This window comes from Bradyrhizobium sp. LA2.1 (assembly GCF_040547725.1).
Taxonomy (GTDB): domain Bacteria; phylum Pseudomonadota; class Alphaproteobacteria; order Rhizobiales; family Xanthobacteraceae; genus Bradyrhizobium; species Bradyrhizobium barranii.
Genome location: NZ_JBEPQI010000030.1, coordinates 107,652 through 126,127 on the forward strand (window position 1 = coordinate 107,652; position 18,476 = coordinate 126,127).

Genomic DNA, 18,476 nt, shown 5'->3' on the forward strand with positions numbered 1-18,476 from the left:
GACTTCCTGCCCCGGACGCAGCGCAGCGCTTCTTCAGCGGTGCGCTGCAGAGCCGGGGCCCACAATGCCGGTCTCTCAGCTCTGGGGCCCGGCTCTGCGACGCACCGCTGACGCGCTGCATCGCGTCCGGGACACGAGAGGAAGGACCAATGGCCTCGATCGACGAGTCAAAACAATTCATCCCGCTCAACATCGCGGTGCTCACCGTCTCTGACACGCGCGCGCTCGCCGACGACAAGTCCGGCCAGACGCTGGCCGACCGCCTCACCGCGGCGGGCCATCATCTCGCCGCGCGCGAGATCGTCACCGACGACGTCGAGGCGATCCGCGCCGTCGTCCGCCGCTGGATTGCGGATACCGGCGTCGACGTCGTCATCACCACCGGCGGCACCGGTTTTACGGGGCGCGACGTCACGCCGGAGGCGATCGAGCCGCTGTTCGAGAAACGCATGGACGGCTTCTCGATCGCCTTCCACATGCTGAGCCACGCCAAGATCGGCACGTCGACGATCCAGAGCCGCGCCACCGCCGGCGTCGCCGGCGCCACCTACATCTTCTGCCTGCCGGGCTCGCCCGGCGCCTGTCGCGACGGCTGGGACGGCATCCTCGCGGCCCAGCTCGACTACCGCACGCGTCCCTGCAATTTCGTCGAGATCATGCCGCGCCTCGACGAGCATCTGCGAAGGGCAAAGGCGCAGGGCGCGACGGTGTGAGTGCGCTTTCTTCCCTTCTCCCCTCATGTCCGCCGAAGCCTTGGCGAAGGCGGATGTGGGGGAAGGTGGCGCGAAGCGCCGGATGAGGGGTATCTATCGGCGAGTGCGATGCGAGAGAGTTGCGTCCGTAGAGACATACCCCTCACCCAAGTGAGTTCGCATCTCCCAGCGTCGCTGCCCTCTCCCGCAAGGGGAGAGGGCACAATCATGCGCATCGCGCCCGCTGCGCCAGCGACTAGCTCTTCCGTCGCAGCGAGCCCCACACCACGCGCCACATAGTCCGGCACGCTTCCGCGTGCAGCCGTCGTGCACGGCGCTTGTAGAGATCGACGAGCTCTCCCGTGATGAGCGCGTGCCGCATCAGAGATCGCGCTCCCAGGTTTCGCCGGTGAGGTTCTGGCCAAAGCTGCGATGCGGCTCGGTGGCGGTCAGCTTGAAGCCGGCATCCTGATAGATTTTTCGCGCGGCGACCAAATTGCTCTGCGTCCACAGCGTCATCCGCCGATAGCCGCAAGCGCGCGCGAAAGAGACGCATTCGGCGACCAGCCGTTGGCCTAGCCCCTGGCCTCGCGCGGCCGGATCGAGCAGCAACAGGCGCAGCTTGGCGACGTCGTCGCTGGCCTTGACCAGAAATACCGAGCCGACCGGCCGGCCCTCGATGTCGGCGATCCAGCAGCGCTCGCGCGAGGCATCGTAGGAGGTCATGTATTTGGCAACGATCTCGGCCACCAGCGCCTCGAAGCCGGAGTCGAAACCGTATTCGCTGGCGTAGAGTGCGCCGTGGCTCTGCACCACCCAGCCCATGTCGCCCGGACGGGGCTCGCGCAGGGTCGCGCGCGGGGATGGCGTGCGCGGCATGGCGAGCAGCCGCTCGATCGTCTCCATCGCACCGGTGAGCTTGCTGCGCTCCTCATCCGGCAGCGGCCGCAGCATCGCGGCGACGTCGTCCTGGGACGAGCGTTCGAGCTTGGCGAACGCCTGGCGGCCCTTCGCGGTCAGGCTCAACTGAACCTGCCGGCGGTCGCTCGGAAGCGGCTTGCGCGCGATCAGGCCGCTCTCGTCGAAATTCTGCACGATGCGGCTGAGATAGCCGGCGTCGAGCCCGAGCGCGATGCCGATCTCCTTCGCCGACTGCTCGCCACCATGGGCCAGCTCGTAGAGCACGCGCGCCTCGCTCAGCGAGAACGGGCTCTTCAGGAGCTGCTGGTCGAGCACGCCGAGCTTCTGGGTGTAGAAGCGGTTGAAGGCGCGAACCGCCTGGACCTGGTCGTCAGCGACCTGTTCGGTCGAAGCGGGGCCGGATGGCGAAGGGCTGGATGACGAAAGGGCTGATGGCATGGGTCACCTCGATACTTGCCATTGTCAAACAATTATTTGACATTGGCAAGTATAAGATCGGTGACCTTAGCCGACCATGACGATCCGGCTGCGCAGCATGGTCCGGGACGAGCGGCCGAGCCGCCGGAGCAGCCGCGCCTCGGAACGGCGGGCCTGGGGCGGGTAGCCGCCGATCCGGTCGTAATGATCGCGCGCGATCAAAAGTCCCTGATCGCCCAGCGGGCCAATCAGTTTGCGCACCACGGCCCAGAGGACGTCGCGAAACCCGGTATCGGCATAAGGCGAGCGTGTGTAGCGGAACACCGCCGCGCGATCCCTGCCGCTGGTCGAGACAGCCTGGATGAACTGTGTGGTTTCCTCGATCCAGCCGGTCTCCAGCACGGCGCCGGCCGGGAGGAACATCAGCCAGGGCGAACGGGCCTGGAGCGCGCCGGCGGCGAGCGCCGCGCCCTGCGAAGAACCCTCGAAGCCGATGAAACGGCAGCCTGCGACGTCGGCGACGCGCTCGATGACACCGTTGCGGGTGCCATCGACCAGCAGGACTTCCTTGATGATTCCCGCAGCGGCACCGGGTACCAGCGCGGCCAGAGTTGCGACCGCCGTCTGCTCGACGCCTTCGGTCGGTATGATGACGCTCAGCATGATTGAGGCTTCGATGTCTGCACTTCGGGAGAAGCGTAGCTTGTTATGAATGTGTCATAAACACGCGGCATCGCCGAGTGCAACTTTTCGCCGGTGTTCCGGCATGCGATGGTAAATCGCCGCCGGTCCATCGCATCCGAATATGTCGTGCGCGGGGTGGCCCTGTTGCCGAATGTTTCCGCGAATGTCGTTTCCGTGAGCTTCAAACGGGGGCTTTCTCTGCCGATATGATCGGGGCGAGGACGGCACGTTCCGCAAGGCTGCACCGGCAGTCTGACACAAACCTTGCGACGGGAAAAACGTGCAACGCTCGCCGCGCAAAGTGAGATAGTCCAGTGAACGCCGATCAACTTCCCGTTGGCACCACGCCAACATCGCCGAAGCCGGAGGCCGCGCCGACCCTGCGGATCCGCGCCGTGATGCTGGGCGAACGCATCAATCCGTCCGGGCTCGAGCTTGGCGCACCTGTCTCCTCGACGCCTGCTGCCTTCCGCGTCCATGCCGGGCTCGTCGTGATCTTCCGCTACGGCGTCGTGGTGCTGATCGGCCTCCTCCCTTCGGAGGAGAAGGTGCTGATCGACAGCCTGAAACCGCGGGTGACCGGCGAGCTCAGCCCTTTTGAAGAGGAGATCGCACAGGCGCAGCTCTGCAAGGATGAGAACGCCGAGGCGATCCAGCCCGGCGGGCCGATCTGCCTCGCCAAATTCTCCGACGATCGGCTGCTGATCGTTGCGGACGCGCTCGCCAAGAGCACCTCGCTCGCCCGCGACGAGCGCCGCGTCGCCGCGGTTTTCGACGTGATCGAGCCCTTCGCGCGGGGGCTCGCCGAGCAGGGCCGCACGCCGCCCCGGCGCAAGGGCATCTTGCAACTGATCGGCAATGCGCTTCTGGTCCAGCAGCGCGTCGCCGGCCGTGTCGCGGTGGCCGAGAAACCGGACGTGCTCTGGGAGAAGCCCGAGCTCGACCGCCTCTATGCCCGTCTCGAAGACGAGTACGAATTGAAGGAGCGCCTCGACACGCTTGAGCGCAAGCTCACCGCGGTCTCGGAAACCGCCAACGCGCTGACCGACATCATCGACACCCAGCGCTCGCTGCGTCTGGAAATCGCAGTCGTGGTGCTGATCGTGATCGAGGTCGTGATCGGGTGCATCCAGATCCTGTCGGGCACGCATTAGATCGGCCTGAGATCGGCCTGCACGCCACTGTGCGGGCGGGGAACCGTCGTTCATGTAGATGAACGTTGATCCAAATCAAAGGCACGAAGCTCCAGCGCACGAGACTTCGATCGGACCCGCGGTCAACGCGATGTGCAGCTGTCCGCGGCTTCCTCCCTCGAAGAAGGAGTACGCTGATGTTGCGTCAAGCTCTCATCGCTTCGGCAGCCGCAGCTATGCTGCTTGTCGCCTTCACTCCCGATGACGCATCTGCCCGCGGCGGTCGCGGCGGCGCCATGCGCGCAGGAGGTTTCCACGGCGGTGCCGTGCGGGCAGGAGGCTACCGCGGGGGCGCGGTCGCGGCGCGTGGATATCGGGGCGGTGCTGTCGCCGTGCGCGGCGGGCGTTACGGCTATCGGGGCGCTTATGCAGGGTATCGCGGATATCGTTACGGCGTCGGTGCGGCGGCAGTGGGGGCCGCGGCGATCGGCGCAGCTGCGACAGGGGCCTACTACCGCAGCGGCTGCGGCTATGACGCTTACGGAAACTATGTTTGCCCGGGCGGGTACTCTCCGTACTGAGCGGAGCGACGTAGTTGGCCCATGGTGCTCGAAGCGCTGGCGAAATCGTTTGCTTTGCGCACCATGGTCCTTTCGACAGTGGCGCAGCAGCGCTGCGACAAGTCATGGCCCGACAAGTCATGGCCCGCTGAAATTCTCCCACGGGGGAGAAGGGAAAGATGCAGCGGTCGACCGGGCTTTCATTTCGCTCGCAGCACAGCCGCGCAATGCCGAGCGATCGTCAGCTCCTCATTCGTCGGAATGACGAACACATTGACGGTGCTGCCACTGCTGCTGATCCGCTCGCGTGCCGCGTCATTCACACCCGCGTCAATATGCACGCCGAGCCACCCGAGCCGCTCACCAATCGCGGTGCGGATTTCCTTCGCATGCTCGCCGATGCCGCCGGTGAAGACCAGACAGTCCAGCCCGCCCAGCGTGGTCGCCATCACCGCGACCTGCTGCGCCGCACGGAAGGTGAAGAGCTCGACCGCCTGCCGCGCCGCAGCCTCACGGCTCGCCAGCAGCGTGCGCATGTCGGCAGAGATGCCGGAGACGCCGAGCAGGCCTGACTCGTGATAGAGCAGGTGCTGGACATCCTCGACCGACATCCTCTCGTGCTGTTCCAGATAGAGCAGCACGCCGGGATCGATGGTGCCGCTCCGGGTGCCCATCACGAGGCCATCGAGCGGCGTCAGCCCCATCGTGGTGTCGACGCTGCGGCCATCGCGCAACGCGCACAGGCTGGCGCCATTGCCGAGATGCGCGATGACGGTGCGCTTGGCAACGAACTGCGGCGCGATTTTCGCGAGGCGCCCCGCGACGTATTCGAACGAGAGGCCGTGAAAGCCGTAGCGCCGGATACCGCGCTCTTCATAGCGCCGCGGGATGGCGAAGCGGCTCGCGGGTGGCGCCATGCTGTGATGAAAGGCGGTGTCGAAACATGCGATCTGTGCCAGGTCGGGCTTTATTGCCCTGATGGTGCGGACTGGTTCAAGGCACCGCGGCTGGTGCAGCGGCGCCAGTGGCGTCAGTGCGTCCAGCTTTGCGTAGACGTCGTCAGTCAGCTCAACCGGCCCCGAATAATCCGGCCCGCCATGAACGATGCGGTGACCGACGGCGCGCAGGCGGTGGTCGGCAAAACGCTCCTCGATGAAGTCGAGCACCTCCGCGAACAGATGACCGCTGTCCGCATCGGATGCTTCCCTCTGCGTCTCGAACAGGTCTCCGCCCGCAGGGCTTTTCACCACGAGCCGCGGCTTCGCCTCATGCTCGTCGAGCAGGCCCTTGCAGAGCAGGGCAGGCTCGTCCGCCGCGATGTCGAACAGGCCGAACTTGATGCTCGACGAGCCCGAGTTGAGCACGAGTGCCGACGCCGTCATGACGTCAACCCGCTTTGCCCGGCCAGACCCAGTCGCGAATTTCAGGCATGTCCTCGCCGTGTTCGCGCACATAGTGCGAATGTTCGATCAGTCTGTCGCGGAACTGCTGTTGCACCTGCGCGGCCTTGGTCGCCAGACCCGGCACGCGCGCGATCGCCTCGATCGCGAGGTGATAGCGGTCGAGCCCGTTGAGCACGACCATGTCGAACGGCGTCGTCGTGGTGCCTTCCTCGGCAAAGCCGCGCACATGCATTCCGGCATGGTTGGTGCGGTTATAGGTGAGACGGTGGATGAGATAGGGATAGCCGTGATAGGCGAAGACCACGGGCTTGTCTGGTGTGAACAGGCTGTCGAAGTCACGGTCGGACAGGCCGTGCGGGTGCTGGTCTTTCGGCTGCAGCGTCATGAGGTCGACGACGTTGACGACGCGGATCTTCAGGTCGGGCAGCGCCTTGCGCAGCAGATCGACGGCGGCGAGCGTCTCCAATGTCGGCACGTCGCCGGCGCAGGCCATCACGACGTCGGGCTCGCCATCCGCATCCTCCGTGCCGGCCCAGGTCCAGATGCCGATGCCGGCATCACAATGCGTGGCGGCGTCCTGCATCGACAGCCATTGCGGCGCCGGCTGCTTGCCGGCGACGATGACGTTGATGCGGTCATAGGTGCGCAAGCAGTGATCGGCGATCCACAACAGCGTGTTGGCGTCGGGTGGGAAGTAGATGCGGACGATGTCGGCCTTCTTGTTGGCGACGAGATCGACGAAGCCGGGATCCTGATGGCTGAAGCCGTTATGGTCCTGCCGCCAGACATGCGAGGTCAGGAGATAGTTCAGCGAGGCGATCGGTCGCCGCCAGGGCAGATGTCGCGTCACCTTCAGCCATTTGGCGTGCTGGTTGAACATGGAATCGACGATGTGGATGAAGGCCTCGTAGCAGGAGAACAAGCCGTGCCGTCCGGTGAGCAGATAGCCCTCGAGCCAGCCCTGGCAGAGATGCTCGCTCAAAACCTCCATCACCCGGCCGTCCTGTGCGAGATGCACGTCGTAAGGCTCCGTCGGTTCCATCCAGACCCGTTCGGTCGCCTCGAACACGGCGTCGAGCCGGTTTGACGCGGTCTCGTCCGGGCCCATGATGCGGAAGTTGCGCGTCTCGGCGTTGAGGCGGATGACGTCGCGCAAAAATTTGCCGAGTTCACGCGTCGCTTCGCCCGTCACCCCGCCCGGCTGCGGCACGTCCAACGCAAAACTGCGGAAGTCCGGCAGCTTCAGCTCCTTCTTCAGCAGGCCGCCGTTGGCGTGCGGATTGGCGCCCATGCGCCTGTTACCTTCGGGCGCGAGCGCCTGGAGCTCGGGAATGAGCGCGCCGGTGCCGTCGAACAGTTTTTCGGGCTCGTAGCTGCGCATCCAGTCTTCGAGGATTTTCAAGTGCGCCGGGTTCTCGCGACAGCTCGCAACGGGAACCTGATGCGCGCGCCAAAAGCCCTCGACCTTCTTGCCGTCGACCTCCTTCGGGCCGGTCCAGCCCTTCGGGCTGCGCAGCACGATCATCGGCCAGCGCGGCCGCTCGACGCTCTTGCGGCCGTCGCGGGCATGCTGCTGGATCGAGCGGACGCTGGCGAGCGCGACGTCGAGCGCGTCCGCCATGGCTTGGTGCATCAATTCGGGATCGTCACCTTCGACGAACAGCGGCTCGTGGCCGAACCCGCGGAACAGGTCGCGGATCTCCGCGTCGCGCATCCGTCCGAGCACGGTCGGGTTCGCGATCTTGTAGCCGTTGAGATGCAGGATCGGCAGCACGGCGCCATCATGGGCGGGATTGAGGAACTTGTTCGAGTGCCAGGACGCCGCGAGCGGGCCGGTTTCCGCTTCGCCATCGCCGACGACACAGGCGACGATCAGGTCGGGATTGTCGAATGCGGCGCCATAGGCGTGCACCAGCGCGTAGCCGAGCTCGCCGCCTTCGTGGATCGAGCCCGGCGTTTCCGGTGCCGCGTGGCTCGGAATGCCGCCGGGGAAGGAGAACTGCCTGAAAAGTTTTCGCAATCCGTCCGTATCGCGCGCGACGTCAGGATAGATCTCGCTGTAGCTGCCCTCGAGATAGGTGTTGGCCACCATGCCCGGGCCGCCATGGCCGGGACCGCAGATATAGAGCACGCTGACATCGAGCGCGCGGATGACGCGGTTGAGATGGGCGTAAATGAAGTTCAAACCGGGCGTCGTGCCCCAATGGCCGAGCAAGCGCGGCTTGATGTGCTCCGGCCGCAACGGCTCGCGTAGCAGCGGATTGTCGAGCAGATAGATTTGCCCGACGGAGAGGTAGTTCGCGGCGCGCCAATAGCGATCGAGCAGATCGAGGTCGCTGCTCCCTGAGGCCGATTGTCGTTGATTTGTCATGTTCCTGCTGACCTTCACCTAGCGATCGTCACCAACTTTGTTCCGGTGCGATTGATCCCTGTCCGGCATCGAACCGGATCGCCGCGCCGGATGTGTTGCGTGAGGTCAAAGGGCCGCGCCCGAAATTTGGGCGGCTACTGTGCATGGGGTTGTTTTTCAGTTTTTTGTTTGTGTTCTTGATTTGTTCCTTTGGCGTGCTATCTTGGCTTCATGAGTCCAGCATCCTCTCATGCTCTCAAGCACCCGCCGGTCACGGCGCCCTCCGAGCCGGCGGGTGCGGACTCTGATTTTCCCGAACTGGCGGTCGCCATCGACAAGCAGCGCAGGCGAGGGCGGGGCGCCCAGTCCAATGCCAGCGGCCGCTTCGAGGCCGAGGCCCGCGTCGCCTTCGACGATGGCTGGCAGAGCCTGGAGGAGCTGCCGCCGTTCAAGACCACCGTCGGCGTCGACACCTCGCGCAAGGTGATCACCCGCAACGAATCCCCCGATATCGGCTTCGACCGCTCGATCAATCCCTATCGCGGCTGTGAGCACGGCTGCGTCTATTGCTTCGCGCGGCCGACGCACGCCTATCTCGGCCTGTCGCCGGGGCTCGACTTCGAGTCAAAGCTGTTTGCCAAGCCAGATGCGCCGGCGCTGCTCGAGAAGGAGCTGGCCGCGACCGGCTACGAGCCGCGGATGATCGCGATCGGCACCAACACCGATCCCTATCAGCCGATCGAGCGCGAGCGTAAGATCATGCGCGGCATTCTCGAGGTGCTGGAGCGCGCCGGCCATCCCGTCGGCATCGTCACCAAGTCGGCGCTGGTGGTGCGCGACATCGACATTCTCGCGCGGATGGCCAAGCGCAACCTCGCCAAGGTCGGAATTTCCGTCACCTCGCTCGATCCAAAGCTGGCTCGCACCATGGAGCCGCGCGCATCGACGCCGCCGAAGCGGCTGGAAGCGCTGAAGCAGCTTTCGGACGCGGGTATTCCGACCACCGTGATGGTCGCGCCCGTGATCCCCGCGCTGAACGATTCCGAGATCGAGCGCATTCTCGATGCCGCCGCCCATGCCGGCGTCAAGGAAGCCTCCTACGTGCTGTTGCGGCTGCCGCTGGAGGTTCGCGATCTCTTCCGTGAATGGCTGATGGCCAACTATCCGGACCGCTACCGCCACGTTTTCACGCTGATCCGAGACATGCGCGGCGGCCGCGACTACGACGCGAAATGGGGCGAGCGGATGAAGGGCACCGGACCGATGGCCTGGACCATCGGCCGCCGCTTCGAGATCGCCTGCGACAGGCTTGGGCTGAACAAGCGGCGCTCCAAGCTGACGACGGATCACTTTGCGAGGCCGAAGCGGAACGGCGATCAGCTCAGCCTGTTCTGACCGGGAAGCGAAAGAGGCGTAGCATGAGCCAGGAACTTGCCGCGCCGGTGCCGCGGCTCACCGTCATCACACTGGGTGTGAGCGACATTCGCGCCAGCATCGCCTTCTATGACGCGCTCGGCTTCTCGCGTCGGCTGAAGGCGACCGGCGAGGCCGTCGCCTTCTACGATACCGGTGGTCCGGTGCTGGCCCTGTTTCACTGGGATAAGCTCGCGGCCGATGCCAAGTTGCCGGACAATCCGAGGCCCGCGACCTTCCGCGGCATGACGCTCGCCTGGAACTGCGCCACGCGCGGCGAGGTCGATGCGGTTCTGGCCTTCGCCGTCGGCAAGGGCGCCGCGCTGGCGAAAGCGGCGCATGAGACCGACTACGGCGGTTATTCCGGCTATTTCGCCGACCCCGACGGCCATCCCTGGGAAGTCGTGGTCGCGCCGGGCATCGAGGTCGGAGAGGACCGGCGGGTGCATCTGGCCGAGTAGGCGGCTGGTCTGAATAGCGGGAATTGTCCGGGGTACCCGGTTGCGCCGGCCGGGCCGCTTGCGCACGATCCCGGCCATGATTCGAGATAAGTCCGCCAGGAAGCCAGTCAAAGAGACGCCAAAGAAGGCCGCGCCCGCCAAGGCGAGCTTCCGCCGCGAGCGCGCGCTGATCAAGCGCGGTGTCTGGCCGATCGCGGGTTGCGACGAGGCCGGTCGCGGGCCGCTGGCTGGTCCCGTAGTGGCAGCCGCCGTGATTCTCGATCCCGACCGCATTCCCCGCGGCATCGACGATTCCAAGCGCCTGACCGCCGAGGAACGGGAACGGCTGTTCGACAAGATCTGCGCCACCGCGCAGGTCTCGGTCGCCGTCGCCTCGCGCTCCCGGATCGACCGCGACAACATCCTGCGTGCCTCGCTGTGGGCGCTGAAGCGCGCCGTGGTGGCGCTGCCCGACGCGCCGCGTCACGTGTTTGTCGACGGCCGCGATCGGCTCGACACCGCCTGCGACTGCGAGGCCGTGATCGGCGGCGACGGCATCGTCCTGTCGATCGCCGCAGCCTCGATCATCGCCAAGGTGACGCGCGACCGGTTGATGTGCGCGCTGGCGCAGGACTGCCCCGGCTATGGTTTCGAGCAGCACAAGGGCTACGGCGTTCCCGAGCATCTCGACGCGCTCGACCGCCTCGGTCCTACCGTCCACCACCGCAGCTTCTTCGCCCCCGTCGCCGCGGCGCGGGCCAAGCACATGCCCTGGACCGTCGAGCCGGTGCAGGACCTGTTCGCGGTGACCGAGGTCGAGGTGCAGGTGGAAGCAAGCGTTGAAATTGATGCGTCAGCGGGCCTGTAGGGCAGACGGTCGTTGCCACAACGCGCAGCGCCCTTTATCAAAACAGATGTGAGCGAATAGGGCCGGCTGGACGGGTTGGCTGCATCTTTCGGACGTTGCATGCGGTTTACCTCCCTGGTCATTGAGCTCATTCGCGCCCGGCCGCGGCTGATCGTGTGGATCGTCGTGCTGCTCCAGGCCGCGATGTGGCTGTTCGTGGCGCTGGTGTTCTATCGCAGCCCGCCCGGCACGCTCGCGACCCTGCTCGCGTTCGGCCGCGAGTACCAGGTCGGCACCGATCTGGGCCCGCCCTTGCCGATCTGGCTCGCCGACATCGCCTACCGCGCCGCGGGCGGCCACATATTCGGCGTCTATGTCCTCGCCCAGCTCTGCGAGGTCGCGACCTTCATCGCGCTCTATCATCTCTCCCGCGCCGTGGTCGGCTCACAGCAGGCGGTGCTGGCCGTGCTGCTGACCATGACGGTGCTGGCCTTCTCCTCGCCGGCGCTCGACTTTGGCCCGCTGGTGCTGGCGCGGCCGCTCTGGGCGCTTCTTCTTTTGCATTCCTGGCAGATCATCGGCCAGCGCCGCGGCAATGCCTGGTTCGCCTGGTCGATCGAGGCGGGCCTGCTGCTATTGACCACGCCCGCGGCGATCTTCCTTCTGCTGCTGATCGTCGTCTTCGCGATCTCGACCGCCGGCGGACGCCGGACGCTGCGCGCGCTCGATCCGCTGTTCGCGCTGATCGTCGTCGCCGTGCTGGCGCTGCCCTATGCGGTCTGGCTGATGCGCGCCGAGACGCTTGTCATGCCGACCCTGCCTGAGGTCGCCGAGCTGAACGCTCGCGCGCTGCACGCGGCCTGGCTGCTCGGCGGGCTCGTGCTCGGCGCGGCGGCGATCCCGGCGCTGACCTTTCTCAATAGCGGCCTGTTCGTCGCCAGGGGCGAGGAAGCGCCGATCATCTACCGGCCGCCGGTCGAGCCGCTCGCGCACAACTTCGTCTATTTCTTCGCGCTGGCGCCTGCGCTCGGCGCGGTCCTGATCTCCGGCGTGCTCGGGCTCGATGCCGTCGTCGGCGGCGCCGGCGTCGTGCTGGTCATGTCGGGGCTTGCCGTGGTCGTGACGGCTGGCGACCTCATCGCGATGCGCCGCGCGCGGGTGCTGCGGACGGTGTGGGCTGCCGCCGTCCTGGCGCCCGCAGCCGGCGTCGTGCTCGCCGTGCTGTTTCTGCCCTTGACCGGCGCCAACGAGATTGCGACCTCGATGCCGGCGCGCGCGATCTCGGACTTCTTCGACGAGAGCTTTGCCCGCCGCACCAATCATCGCCTCCGCGCGGTCGCCGGCGAGACCCAGCTTGCGAGCCTGATCACGCTGCATTCCGGCCGGCCGCATCTCTTCATCGATGCCCAGCCCGCGCGCACGCCGTGGATCAATCAGGCCAAATTCAGCGAGACCGGCGGCGTCGTGGTCTGGCGCGCCTCCGACACCGCCGGCACCCCGCCACCCGAAATCCTCGCGCGCTTTCCCGGCATCGTTCCGGAAGTGCCGCGCGCGTTCGAATGGCTGGTGACCGGCCGCCAGCAGCTCCTGCGCATCGGCTGGGCCATCGTGCGGCCGAAGGGGACGTAGCGACAAACGCAGAAATCGTAGGGTGGGCAAAGGCGCAAAGCGCCGTGCCCATCGTTAGGTCTTTCCGTCGTCGAGATATAAGGATGGTGGGCACGCTTCGCTTTGCCCACCCTACGAGAGCTCGCTATCACGCCAGCACCTTCGCGATCGCGCGCAGATCCTGCCAGGCCAGCCGCTTGTACGATGGCGAGCGCAAGAGATAGGCCGGGTGAAACGTCGGCAGCGCGCGGATGGTGCGCCCACCCGTCTCGTAGTCGAACCAGCGGCCGCGGGTGCGCATGATGCCCTCGCGCGTCGACAGCAACGTCTGCGTCGAGGGATTGCCGAGCGTCACCAGCACGTCGGGATTCACCAGCTCGATCTGGCGCTGGATGAACGGCAGGCAGATCTGCGTCTCCTGCGGCGTCGGCGTGCGGTTGCCGGGCGGCCGCCAGGGAATCACGTTGGCGATGTAGGCGGTGGTGCGGTTGAGCCCGATCGCGCCGATCATGAGGTCGAGCAGCTTGCCGCTGCGCCCGACGAAGGGCAGTCCCTCGATGTCCTCGTCGCGGCCCGGCGCCTCACCGACGAACATGATGCGCGCCTGCGGATTGCCGTCGGCGAACACCAGCCGCGTCGCGGTGTGCTTCAGCGCGCAGTCTTCAAAATTCTGCATCAGCTCGCGCAGTGCCTCGAGCGTCGGCGCGGTACGCGCGGCCTCGCGCGCGGAGGCGATCGCAATGTCCGGCGCAGGTGCGGCCTCGCCGCGCATCACCGCGGGCGCGGCAACAGGCCGTGATGCCTCGACCGGAGGTGCGGCGCGCGGGGCCGGCGGCGGAGCATCCAATTCCGCCAGGCGGTCGACAGGTTCCTCCGCGAGCGCGCAATCGACCCCGGCCTCCAGATAGAAGGCGAGAAGCTCTCGGACGGTGGGTGCGGGTTCGGGGATCATTTGGAAAGTCAGACTTTTACTATATCAGTTTGGGGTGCCTTGCATCCCAGTGGAACGCATTTCCGTGGTTGTCCTACCCGGAAAAATCGGAAACAAGGGGGCGCAAATGACGAGGAACCGTCTCAAGGGCTGAGATCAGATGAGCACCGAAGAACTTCCCCCGCGCGAATCCATGGAATTCGACGTCGTCATCGTCGGCGCCGGCCCGTCTGGCCTGGCGGCTGCGATCCGGCTGAAGCAGCTCAATGCCGATCTCAACGTCGTCGTGGTGGAGAAGGGCTCCGAGGTCGGTGCGCACATTCTCTCCGGCGCCGTGATCGATCCGGCCGGGCTCGACAAGCTGATCCCGGACTGGCGCGAGGATTCCGACTGTCCGCTGAAGACGCAGGTGAAGGACGACCGCTTCTACTGGATGACTGGTGGCGGCGCGATCAAGCTGCCGAACTTCATCATGCCGCCGTTGATGGACAATCATCACTGCTATATCGGCTCGCTCGGCAATGTCTGCCGCTGGCTGGCGCGCAAGGCCGAGGCGCTCGGCGTCGAGATCTATCCGGGCTTTGCCGCAGCCGAGGTGCTCTATGACGAGCAGGGCGCGGTGAAGGGCATCGCCACCGGCGACATGGGCATCGGCCGCGATGGCAAGCCGAAGGACTCCTTTACCCGTGGCATGGAATTGCTCGGCAAGTACACCCTGTTCGCCGAAGGCGCGCGCGGCAGCCTGACCAAGCAGTTGATCGCGAAGTTCGCACTCGATTCGAAGAGCGAGCCGCCGAAGTTCGGCATCGGCCTCAAGGAAGTCTGGCAGATCGATCCCGCCAAGCACCAGAAGGGCATGATCCAGCATTCCTTCGGCTGGCCGCTCGACCTGAAGACCGGCGGCGGCTCGTTCCTCTATCACTACGACGACAATCTCGTCGCCGTCGGCTTCGTCGTGCATCTCAACTACGACGATCCGTATCTGTCGCCGTTCGACGAGTTCCAGCGCTTCAAGACCCATCCCTCGATCCGCGGCACCTTTGAAGGCGGCAAGCGGCTCGCCTATGGCGCGCGCGCCATCACCGAAGGCGGCTATCAGTCGGTGCCGAAGCTGAGCTTCCCCGGCGGCGCGCTGGTCGGCTGCGCGGCGGGCTTCGTCAACGTGCCCCGCATCAAGGGCGTGCACAATGCGATGGGCACCGGCATGCTCGCCGCAGAGCATGTCGCGGCGGCGCTCGCTGCCGATCGCGCCAATGACGAGATCGTCGACTACGAGAACGCCTGGCGGTCCTCGTCGGTCGGCAAGGATCTGTTCCTGGTCCGCAACGTCAAGCCGCTATGGTCGAAGTTCGGCACCGTGCTCGGCGTCGCGCTCGGTGGCTTCGACATGTGGTGCAACACGCTGTTCGGTGGCTCGCTGTTCGGCACGCAGTCGCATGCGAAGCCCGATCGCGCCACCCTCGATCCGGCCAAGAGCCACGCGCCGAAGAACTACCCGAAGCCGGACGGCAAGATCTCGTTCGACAAGCTCTCGTCGGTGTTCCTGTCCAACACCAATCATGAGGAGGATCAGCCGGTCCATCTCAAGGTCGCCGACATGAACCTGCAGAAGACCTCGGAGCACGACGTCTTCGCCGGTCCCTCGAATCGCTATTGCCCGGCCGGGGTCTATGAATGGGTCGAGGAAGGCGCGAGCCCGCGCTTCCAGATCAATGCCCAGAACTGCGTCCACTGCAAAACCTGCGACGTGAAGGACCCCAACGGCAACATCACCTGGGTTCCCCCGGAGGGCGGCGGCGGTCCGAACTACGAGGCCATGTAAGCTAGGCCATGTAAGCCGGGATCATTGGACCAAAGCGATCAAGCCGGGGCCAATGTGACGTGCCCCCGGCATTGTGACGCACGTTCGCGTGAGAACCGGCCCGGGGTAGCGGTCCGCGGCCACGATAAGGCCATACTGGCAGCGTCTTGGGGCGTAGTCGGCCGATTTGGGGCGTGCGGAGGGGATCGCATGCCCGAATCCTTGCGGTGAAGCGCCAAAAGCGGCATTGTCGGCCCGACGGTTCCGGGTCCCCATGCCACCGGCCGCGTTCGCATGCGATACGGCCTACTGCTGCAAACCCAGGCACTACAACTCAAGGCGAGCCCCTGATGTTCTCAAATCGTTTCAACCGCTGGACTGTTGCCGCCATCGCCCTCATGGGCACCGCGATTGCGACGGTCCCCGGCGCGGTCCTGGCGCAGACGCCGGACCATCCGTCCGACACGGCGGCGCAATTTCCGACCCGGAACGATCTGAAGTCGCTGACGACCTCCGGCAGCTACCTCGCTGCCCGCCACGCCAGCGTCGAGCGCGATGCGGCCTCGGCCGCCGCCTTCTACCGCTCGGCGCTCCGCACCGATCCCAAGAACAACGAGCTGCTCGACCGTGCCTTCATCTCATCGGTCGCCGACGGTGACATCGACGAGGCGGTCAAGCTCGCCGAGCGCGTCCTGACCATCGACAAGACCAACCGCGTCGCGCGTCTCGTCGTCGGGGTGCACGATCTCAAGATGAAGAAATATGCGACCGCGCAAACCAACATCAACCAGTCGATCCGCGGTCCGATCACCGATCTCGTCGCCACGCTGCTGTCGGGCTGGGCCGCCTATGGCGCGGGCGATGCCAAGGGCGGCGTCGCCACCATCGACAAGCTCGCCGGTCCGGAATGGTATCCGCTGTTCAAGGACCTCCATGCCGGCATGATCCTCGAGCTCTCCGGCAAGGAGAAGGACGCCGGCGTCCGCTTCGAGCGCGCCTACAAGCTCGACGATTCCATGCTGCGCGTCACCGAGGCCTATGCCCGCTGGCTGTCGCGCAACAAGGATTCCGCGGCCGCGACCACCGTCTACCTGGCTTTCGACAAGAAGCTCGCCCGCCATCCGCTGATCGTGGAAGGCCTGCGCGACACCAAGGCCGGCAAGAAGATGCCGCCGCTGGCCGACTCCGCCCAAGCCGGTGCCGCCGAAGCGCTGTACGGCATCGGCGCCACGCTGACCCGCCGCGGCGGCGAGGATCTGGCGCTGGTTTATCTCCAGCTCTCGCTCTATCTCCAGCCGACCCACCCGCTGGCGCTGCTTTCGCTCGCCGATCTCTATGAATCGGTCAAGCGGCCGCAGATGGCGATCAAGGTTTATGAGCGGGTGCCCGCGACCTCGCCGTTGAAGCGCAACGCGCAGATCCAGCTCGCGATCGATCTGGATTCCGCCGACCGCACCGACGAGGCGATCAAGATCCTCAAGGGTGTCACATCAGACGATTCCAAGGATCTCGAAGCCATCATGGCACTCGGCAATATCGAGCGCGGCCGCAAGAAGTTCGGCGATTGCGGTGCGACCTATTCGCGAGGCATCGACGTGCTGCCGGCCGGCAACGACAAGGCCAACAGCGTCTGGTATTATTATCGCGGCATTTGCGAGGAGCGCTCCAAGGAGTGGAGCAAGGCCGAAGCCGACATGAAGAAGGCGCTCGAGCTCCAGCCCGACCAGCCGCATGTCCTCAACTATCTCGGCTATTCCTGGATCGACCAGGGCGTGAATCTCGACGAAGGCATGAAGATGATCAAGCGCGCCGTCGAGCAGCGTCCCGACGACGGCTACATCGTCGACTCCCTCGGCTGGGCCTATTACCGCATCGGCAATTACGAAGAGGCGGTGAAGAACCTCGAGCGCGCGATCGACCTCAAGCCCGAGGATCCCACCATCAACGATCACCTCGGCGATGCCTATTGGCGCGTCGGCCGTACGCTGGAAGCAAAATTCCAGTGGGCCCATGCCCGCGATCTCAAGCCCGAGCCGGAGGAGCTTCCGAAGATCGAGGCCAAGATCGCCAACGGTATGACCGACGATTCGAACTCTTCGGCCGCGCAGGCGGACAAGAAGAAGGACGACGGCAAGGGCGGCTAAGAGTGCGTTTGGGGGCTGATCGCCAATGTCGGCGTTGATTGAAGAAGGGCGCGCGAAGGTCAATCTGAGCCTTCGCGTCGTCGGCCGTCGTGCCGACGGCTATCATGATCTCGAAAGCGTGGTCGCGTTTGCCGACTGCGCGGACCAGCTAACGCTGGAGCCGGGCGGCGAGCTGAAGCTCGTCACCACCGGGCCGCTGGCCGCGGCCTGCGGCGACACCGCGGACAATCTCGTGGTCAAGGCGGCCAGGCTCCTGGCCGAGGCCGTGCCGAACCTGAAGCTGGGCGCCTTCGCGCTCGACAAGGTGCTTCCCGTCGCGGCTGGCATCGGCGGCGGCTCGGCCGATGCCGCTGCGGCGCTGCGGCTCCTCGCCCGTCTCAACAATCTGTCGCTCGATGATCCGCGCTTGCAGAAAGTCGCGCTCGCGACCGGCGCCGATGTGCCGGTGTGCCTGGTCTCGCGCGCCTGCGACATGACCGGCGTCGGCGAGCAGCTCCTGCCGCTGGCGCTGCCGAGCATGCCCTGCGTGATGGTCAATCCGCGCGTGCCTGTTGCCACCAAGGACGTGTTCCAGGCGCTGGGCCTGCGCAACGGTGAACTCTTGGTCGGCGCAACGTCCGTTCTCGACGCTCCGGCGTGGCCCGAAGAGGGGGGGGCGATCGCCGATTGGGTCGACGTTCTCGAAACCGTGGCCAACGATCTCGAAGCCCCTGCGTTGCGGATCGAGCCCGTGATCGGCGAGGTGCTGGAAGCCTTGCGTGACTCCGCGGGCGTCAAGCTTGCCCGCATGTCCGGCTCCGGCGCGACGTGCTTTGCGATCTACGGCGCAGCGAACGAGGCGCATGCCGCCGCGGAAAAGATCCGGCGCGACCACCTCGGCTGGTGGGTGCATGCGGGGACGTTGAGCTAGGTTTTTCCGGGCTACGATTCTGCCGTAGGGTGGGCAAAGCGAAGCGTGCCCACCAAACTTATTCTCGCAATCTGGCTGCGTGGTGGGCACGGCGCTTTGCGCCTTTGCCCACGCTACGGCAGTGGAGCTAGCCCGGATATCTCACACGGATCGAGCGCATCGAGGCGCCGAATCAGCGAAAGTTGTTTTGCGAGAACGACTTTGAGATGATTCGAGAGGCGC

16 protein-coding genes are annotated in these 18,476 nt (G+C 65.7%); 10 read left to right on the top strand and 6 right to left on the bottom strand.

Features of this window, described 5'->3' with window-relative positions; translation table 11 throughout:
- Positions 1–149 precede the first annotated feature (149 nt).
- Positions 150–713, top strand: coding sequence for a molybdenum cofactor biosynthesis protein B (gene moaB / locus ABIB95_RS39895; RefSeq protein ID WP_354248124.1), 564 nt, complete (start codon positions 150–152; stop codon positions 711–713).
- A gap of 235 nt (positions 714–948) precedes the next feature.
- Here the strand turns inward: moaB and ABIB95_RS39900 are convergent, their stop codons facing one another.
- The 3 genes from ABIB95_RS39900 to ABIB95_RS39910 form a co-directional block, all read right to left on the bottom strand.
- Positions 949–1,074, bottom strand: a complete 126-nt coding sequence (locus ABIB95_RS39900) for a hypothetical protein (RefSeq protein ID WP_354248126.1) — start codon at positions 1,072–1,074, stop codon at positions 949–951.
- Entirely contained in the window at positions 1,074–2,051 is a 978-nt protein-coding gene (locus ABIB95_RS39905; protein WP_166350243.1) for a bifunctional helix-turn-helix transcriptional regulator/GNAT family N-acetyltransferase, read from the bottom strand. The genes ABIB95_RS39900 and ABIB95_RS39905 overlap by 1 nt, the downstream gene beginning before the upstream one ends.
- 66 nt (positions 2,052–2,117) lie before the next feature.
- Entirely contained in the window at positions 2,118–2,693 is a 576-nt protein-coding gene (locus ABIB95_RS39910) for a glycosyltransferase family protein (RefSeq protein ID WP_354248128.1), read from the bottom strand.
- A gap of 335 nt (positions 2,694–3,028) precedes the next feature.
- Between ABIB95_RS39910 and ABIB95_RS39915 the strand changes: the two genes are divergently transcribed.
- Positions 3,029–3,868, top strand: coding sequence for an RMD1 family protein (locus tag ABIB95_RS39915; protein ID WP_085402542.1), 840 nt, complete (start codon positions 3,029–3,031; stop codon positions 3,866–3,868).
- Between the two features lie 176 nt (positions 3,869–4,044).
- Complete coding sequence (locus ABIB95_RS39920) at positions 4,045–4,428, top strand: hypothetical protein (protein ID WP_071916148.1); 384 nt, start codon at positions 4,045–4,047, stop codon at positions 4,426–4,428.
- Between the two features lie 179 nt (positions 4,429–4,607).
- On the opposite strand, the gene ABIB95_RS39925 is transcribed toward ABIB95_RS39920, so the two are convergent.
- On the bottom strand, positions 4,608–5,789 hold the full coding sequence (locus tag ABIB95_RS39925; protein ID WP_354248130.1) for an acetate/propionate family kinase: 1,182 nt from the start codon (positions 5,787–5,789) through the stop codon (positions 4,608–4,610).
- 4 nt (positions 5,790–5,793) lie between these two features.
- Entirely contained in the window at positions 5,794–8,181 is a 2,388-nt protein-coding gene (locus ABIB95_RS39930; RefSeq protein ID WP_354248132.1) for a phosphoketolase family protein, read from the bottom strand.
- A gap of 210 nt (positions 8,182–8,391) precedes the next feature.
- On the opposite strand from ABIB95_RS39930, the gene ABIB95_RS39935 reads away from it, so the two are divergent.
- From ABIB95_RS39935 to ABIB95_RS39950, 4 genes are all read left to right on the top strand, one after another.
- Positions 8,392–9,555: a PA0069 family radical SAM protein gene (locus ABIB95_RS39935; protein WP_354248134.1), complete on the top strand. Its 1,164-nt coding sequence runs from the start codon at positions 8,392–8,394 to the stop codon at positions 9,553–9,555.
- Between the two features lie 23 nt (positions 9,556–9,578).
- The gene (locus ABIB95_RS39940) at positions 9,579–10,034 is read left to right on the top strand and encodes a VOC family protein (protein ID WP_354248136.1); all 456 of its coding nucleotides are present in this window, start codon (positions 9,579–9,581) and stop codon (positions 10,032–10,034) included.
- Positions 10,035–10,110: 76 nt separating this feature from the next.
- The gene (gene rnhB, locus ABIB95_RS39945; RefSeq protein WP_354248138.1) at positions 10,111–10,881 is read left to right on the top strand and encodes a ribonuclease HII; all 771 of its coding nucleotides are present in this window, start codon (positions 10,111–10,113) and stop codon (positions 10,879–10,881) included.
- Positions 10,882–10,980: 99 nt separating this feature from the next.
- A complete protein-coding gene (locus tag ABIB95_RS39950) occupies positions 10,981–12,489 on the top strand; it encodes a glycosyltransferase family 39 protein (RefSeq protein ID WP_354248140.1) in 1,509 nt (502 codons plus the stop codon).
- Between the two features lie 127 nt (positions 12,490–12,616).
- Here the strand turns inward: ABIB95_RS39950 and ABIB95_RS39955 are convergent, their stop codons facing one another.
- Complete coding sequence (locus ABIB95_RS39955; protein WP_354248142.1) at positions 12,617–13,420, bottom strand: uracil-DNA glycosylase; 804 nt, start codon at positions 13,418–13,420, stop codon at positions 12,617–12,619.
- A 139-nt stretch (positions 13,421–13,559) separates the two neighbouring features.
- Here ABIB95_RS39955 and ABIB95_RS39960 point away from each other — a divergent pair, with 139 nt between their 5' ends.
- The 3 genes from ABIB95_RS39960 (at position 13,560) to ABIB95_RS39970 (ending at position 18,254) form a co-directional block, all read left to right on the top strand.
- Positions 13,560–15,221, top strand: coding sequence for an electron transfer flavoprotein-ubiquinone oxidoreductase (locus ABIB95_RS39960; protein ID WP_354248144.1), 1,662 nt, complete (start codon positions 13,560–13,562; stop codon positions 15,219–15,221).
- 329 nt (positions 15,222–15,550) lie between these two features.
- Entirely contained in the window at positions 15,551–17,344 is a 1,794-nt protein-coding gene (locus tag ABIB95_RS39965; RefSeq protein WP_354248146.1) for a tetratricopeptide repeat protein, read from the top strand.
- 25 nt (positions 17,345–17,369) lie between these two features.
- Positions 17,370–18,254, top strand: a complete 885-nt coding sequence (locus tag ABIB95_RS39970) for a 4-(cytidine 5'-diphospho)-2-C-methyl-D-erythritol kinase (RefSeq protein ID WP_354248148.1) — start codon at positions 17,370–17,372, stop codon at positions 18,252–18,254.
- The last annotated feature ends 222 nt before the right edge of the window (positions 18,255–18,476 follow it).

Excerpts from the sequence above, each read along its gene's own strand:
- moaB (WP_354248124.1), top strand. The coding sequence starts at position 150 with ATGGCCTCGATCGACGAGTCAAAACAATTCATCCCGCTCAACATCGCG.
- ABIB95_RS39900 (WP_354248126.1), bottom strand. The coding sequence starts at position 1,074 with ATGCGGCACGCGCTCATCACGGGAGAGCTCGTCGATCTCTACAAGCGC.
- ABIB95_RS39905 (WP_166350243.1), bottom strand. The coding sequence starts at position 2,051 with ATGCCATCAGCCCTTTCGTCATCCAGCCCTTCGCCATCCGGCCCCGCT.
- ABIB95_RS39910 (WP_354248128.1), bottom strand. The coding sequence starts at position 2,693 with ATGCTGAGCGTCATCATACCGACCGAAGGCGTCGAGCAGACGGCGGTC.
- ABIB95_RS39920 (WP_071916148.1), top strand. The coding sequence starts at position 4,045 with ATGTTGCGTCAAGCTCTCATCGCTTCGGCAGCCGCAGCTATGCTGCTT.
- ABIB95_RS39925 (WP_354248130.1), bottom strand. The coding sequence starts at position 5,789 with ATGACGGCGTCGGCACTCGTGCTCAACTCGGGCTCGTCGAGCATCAAG.
- ABIB95_RS39930 (WP_354248132.1), bottom strand. The coding sequence starts at position 8,181 with ATGACAAATCAACGACAATCGGCCTCAGGGAGCAGCGACCTCGATCTG.
- ABIB95_RS39935 (WP_354248134.1), top strand. The coding sequence starts at position 8,392 with ATGAGTCCAGCATCCTCTCATGCTCTCAAGCACCCGCCGGTCACGGCG.
- ABIB95_RS39940 (WP_354248136.1), top strand. The coding sequence starts at position 9,579 with ATGAGCCAGGAACTTGCCGCGCCGGTGCCGCGGCTCACCGTCATCACA.
- rnhB (WP_354248138.1), top strand. The coding sequence starts at position 10,111 with ATGATTCGAGATAAGTCCGCCAGGAAGCCAGTCAAAGAGACGCCAAAG.
- ABIB95_RS39950 (WP_354248140.1), top strand. The coding sequence starts at position 10,981 with ATGCGGTTTACCTCCCTGGTCATTGAGCTCATTCGCGCCCGGCCGCGG.
- ABIB95_RS39955 (WP_354248142.1), bottom strand. The coding sequence starts at position 13,420 with ATGATCCCCGAACCCGCACCCACCGTCCGAGAGCTTCTCGCCTTCTAT.
- ABIB95_RS39960 (WP_354248144.1), top strand. The coding sequence starts at position 13,560 with ATGAGCACCGAAGAACTTCCCCCGCGCGAATCCATGGAATTCGACGTC.
- ABIB95_RS39965 (WP_354248146.1), top strand. The coding sequence starts at position 15,551 with ATGTTCTCAAATCGTTTCAACCGCTGGACTGTTGCCGCCATCGCCCTC.
- ABIB95_RS39970 (WP_354248148.1), top strand. The coding sequence starts at position 17,370 with ATGTCGGCGTTGATTGAAGAAGGGCGCGCGAAGGTCAATCTGAGCCTT.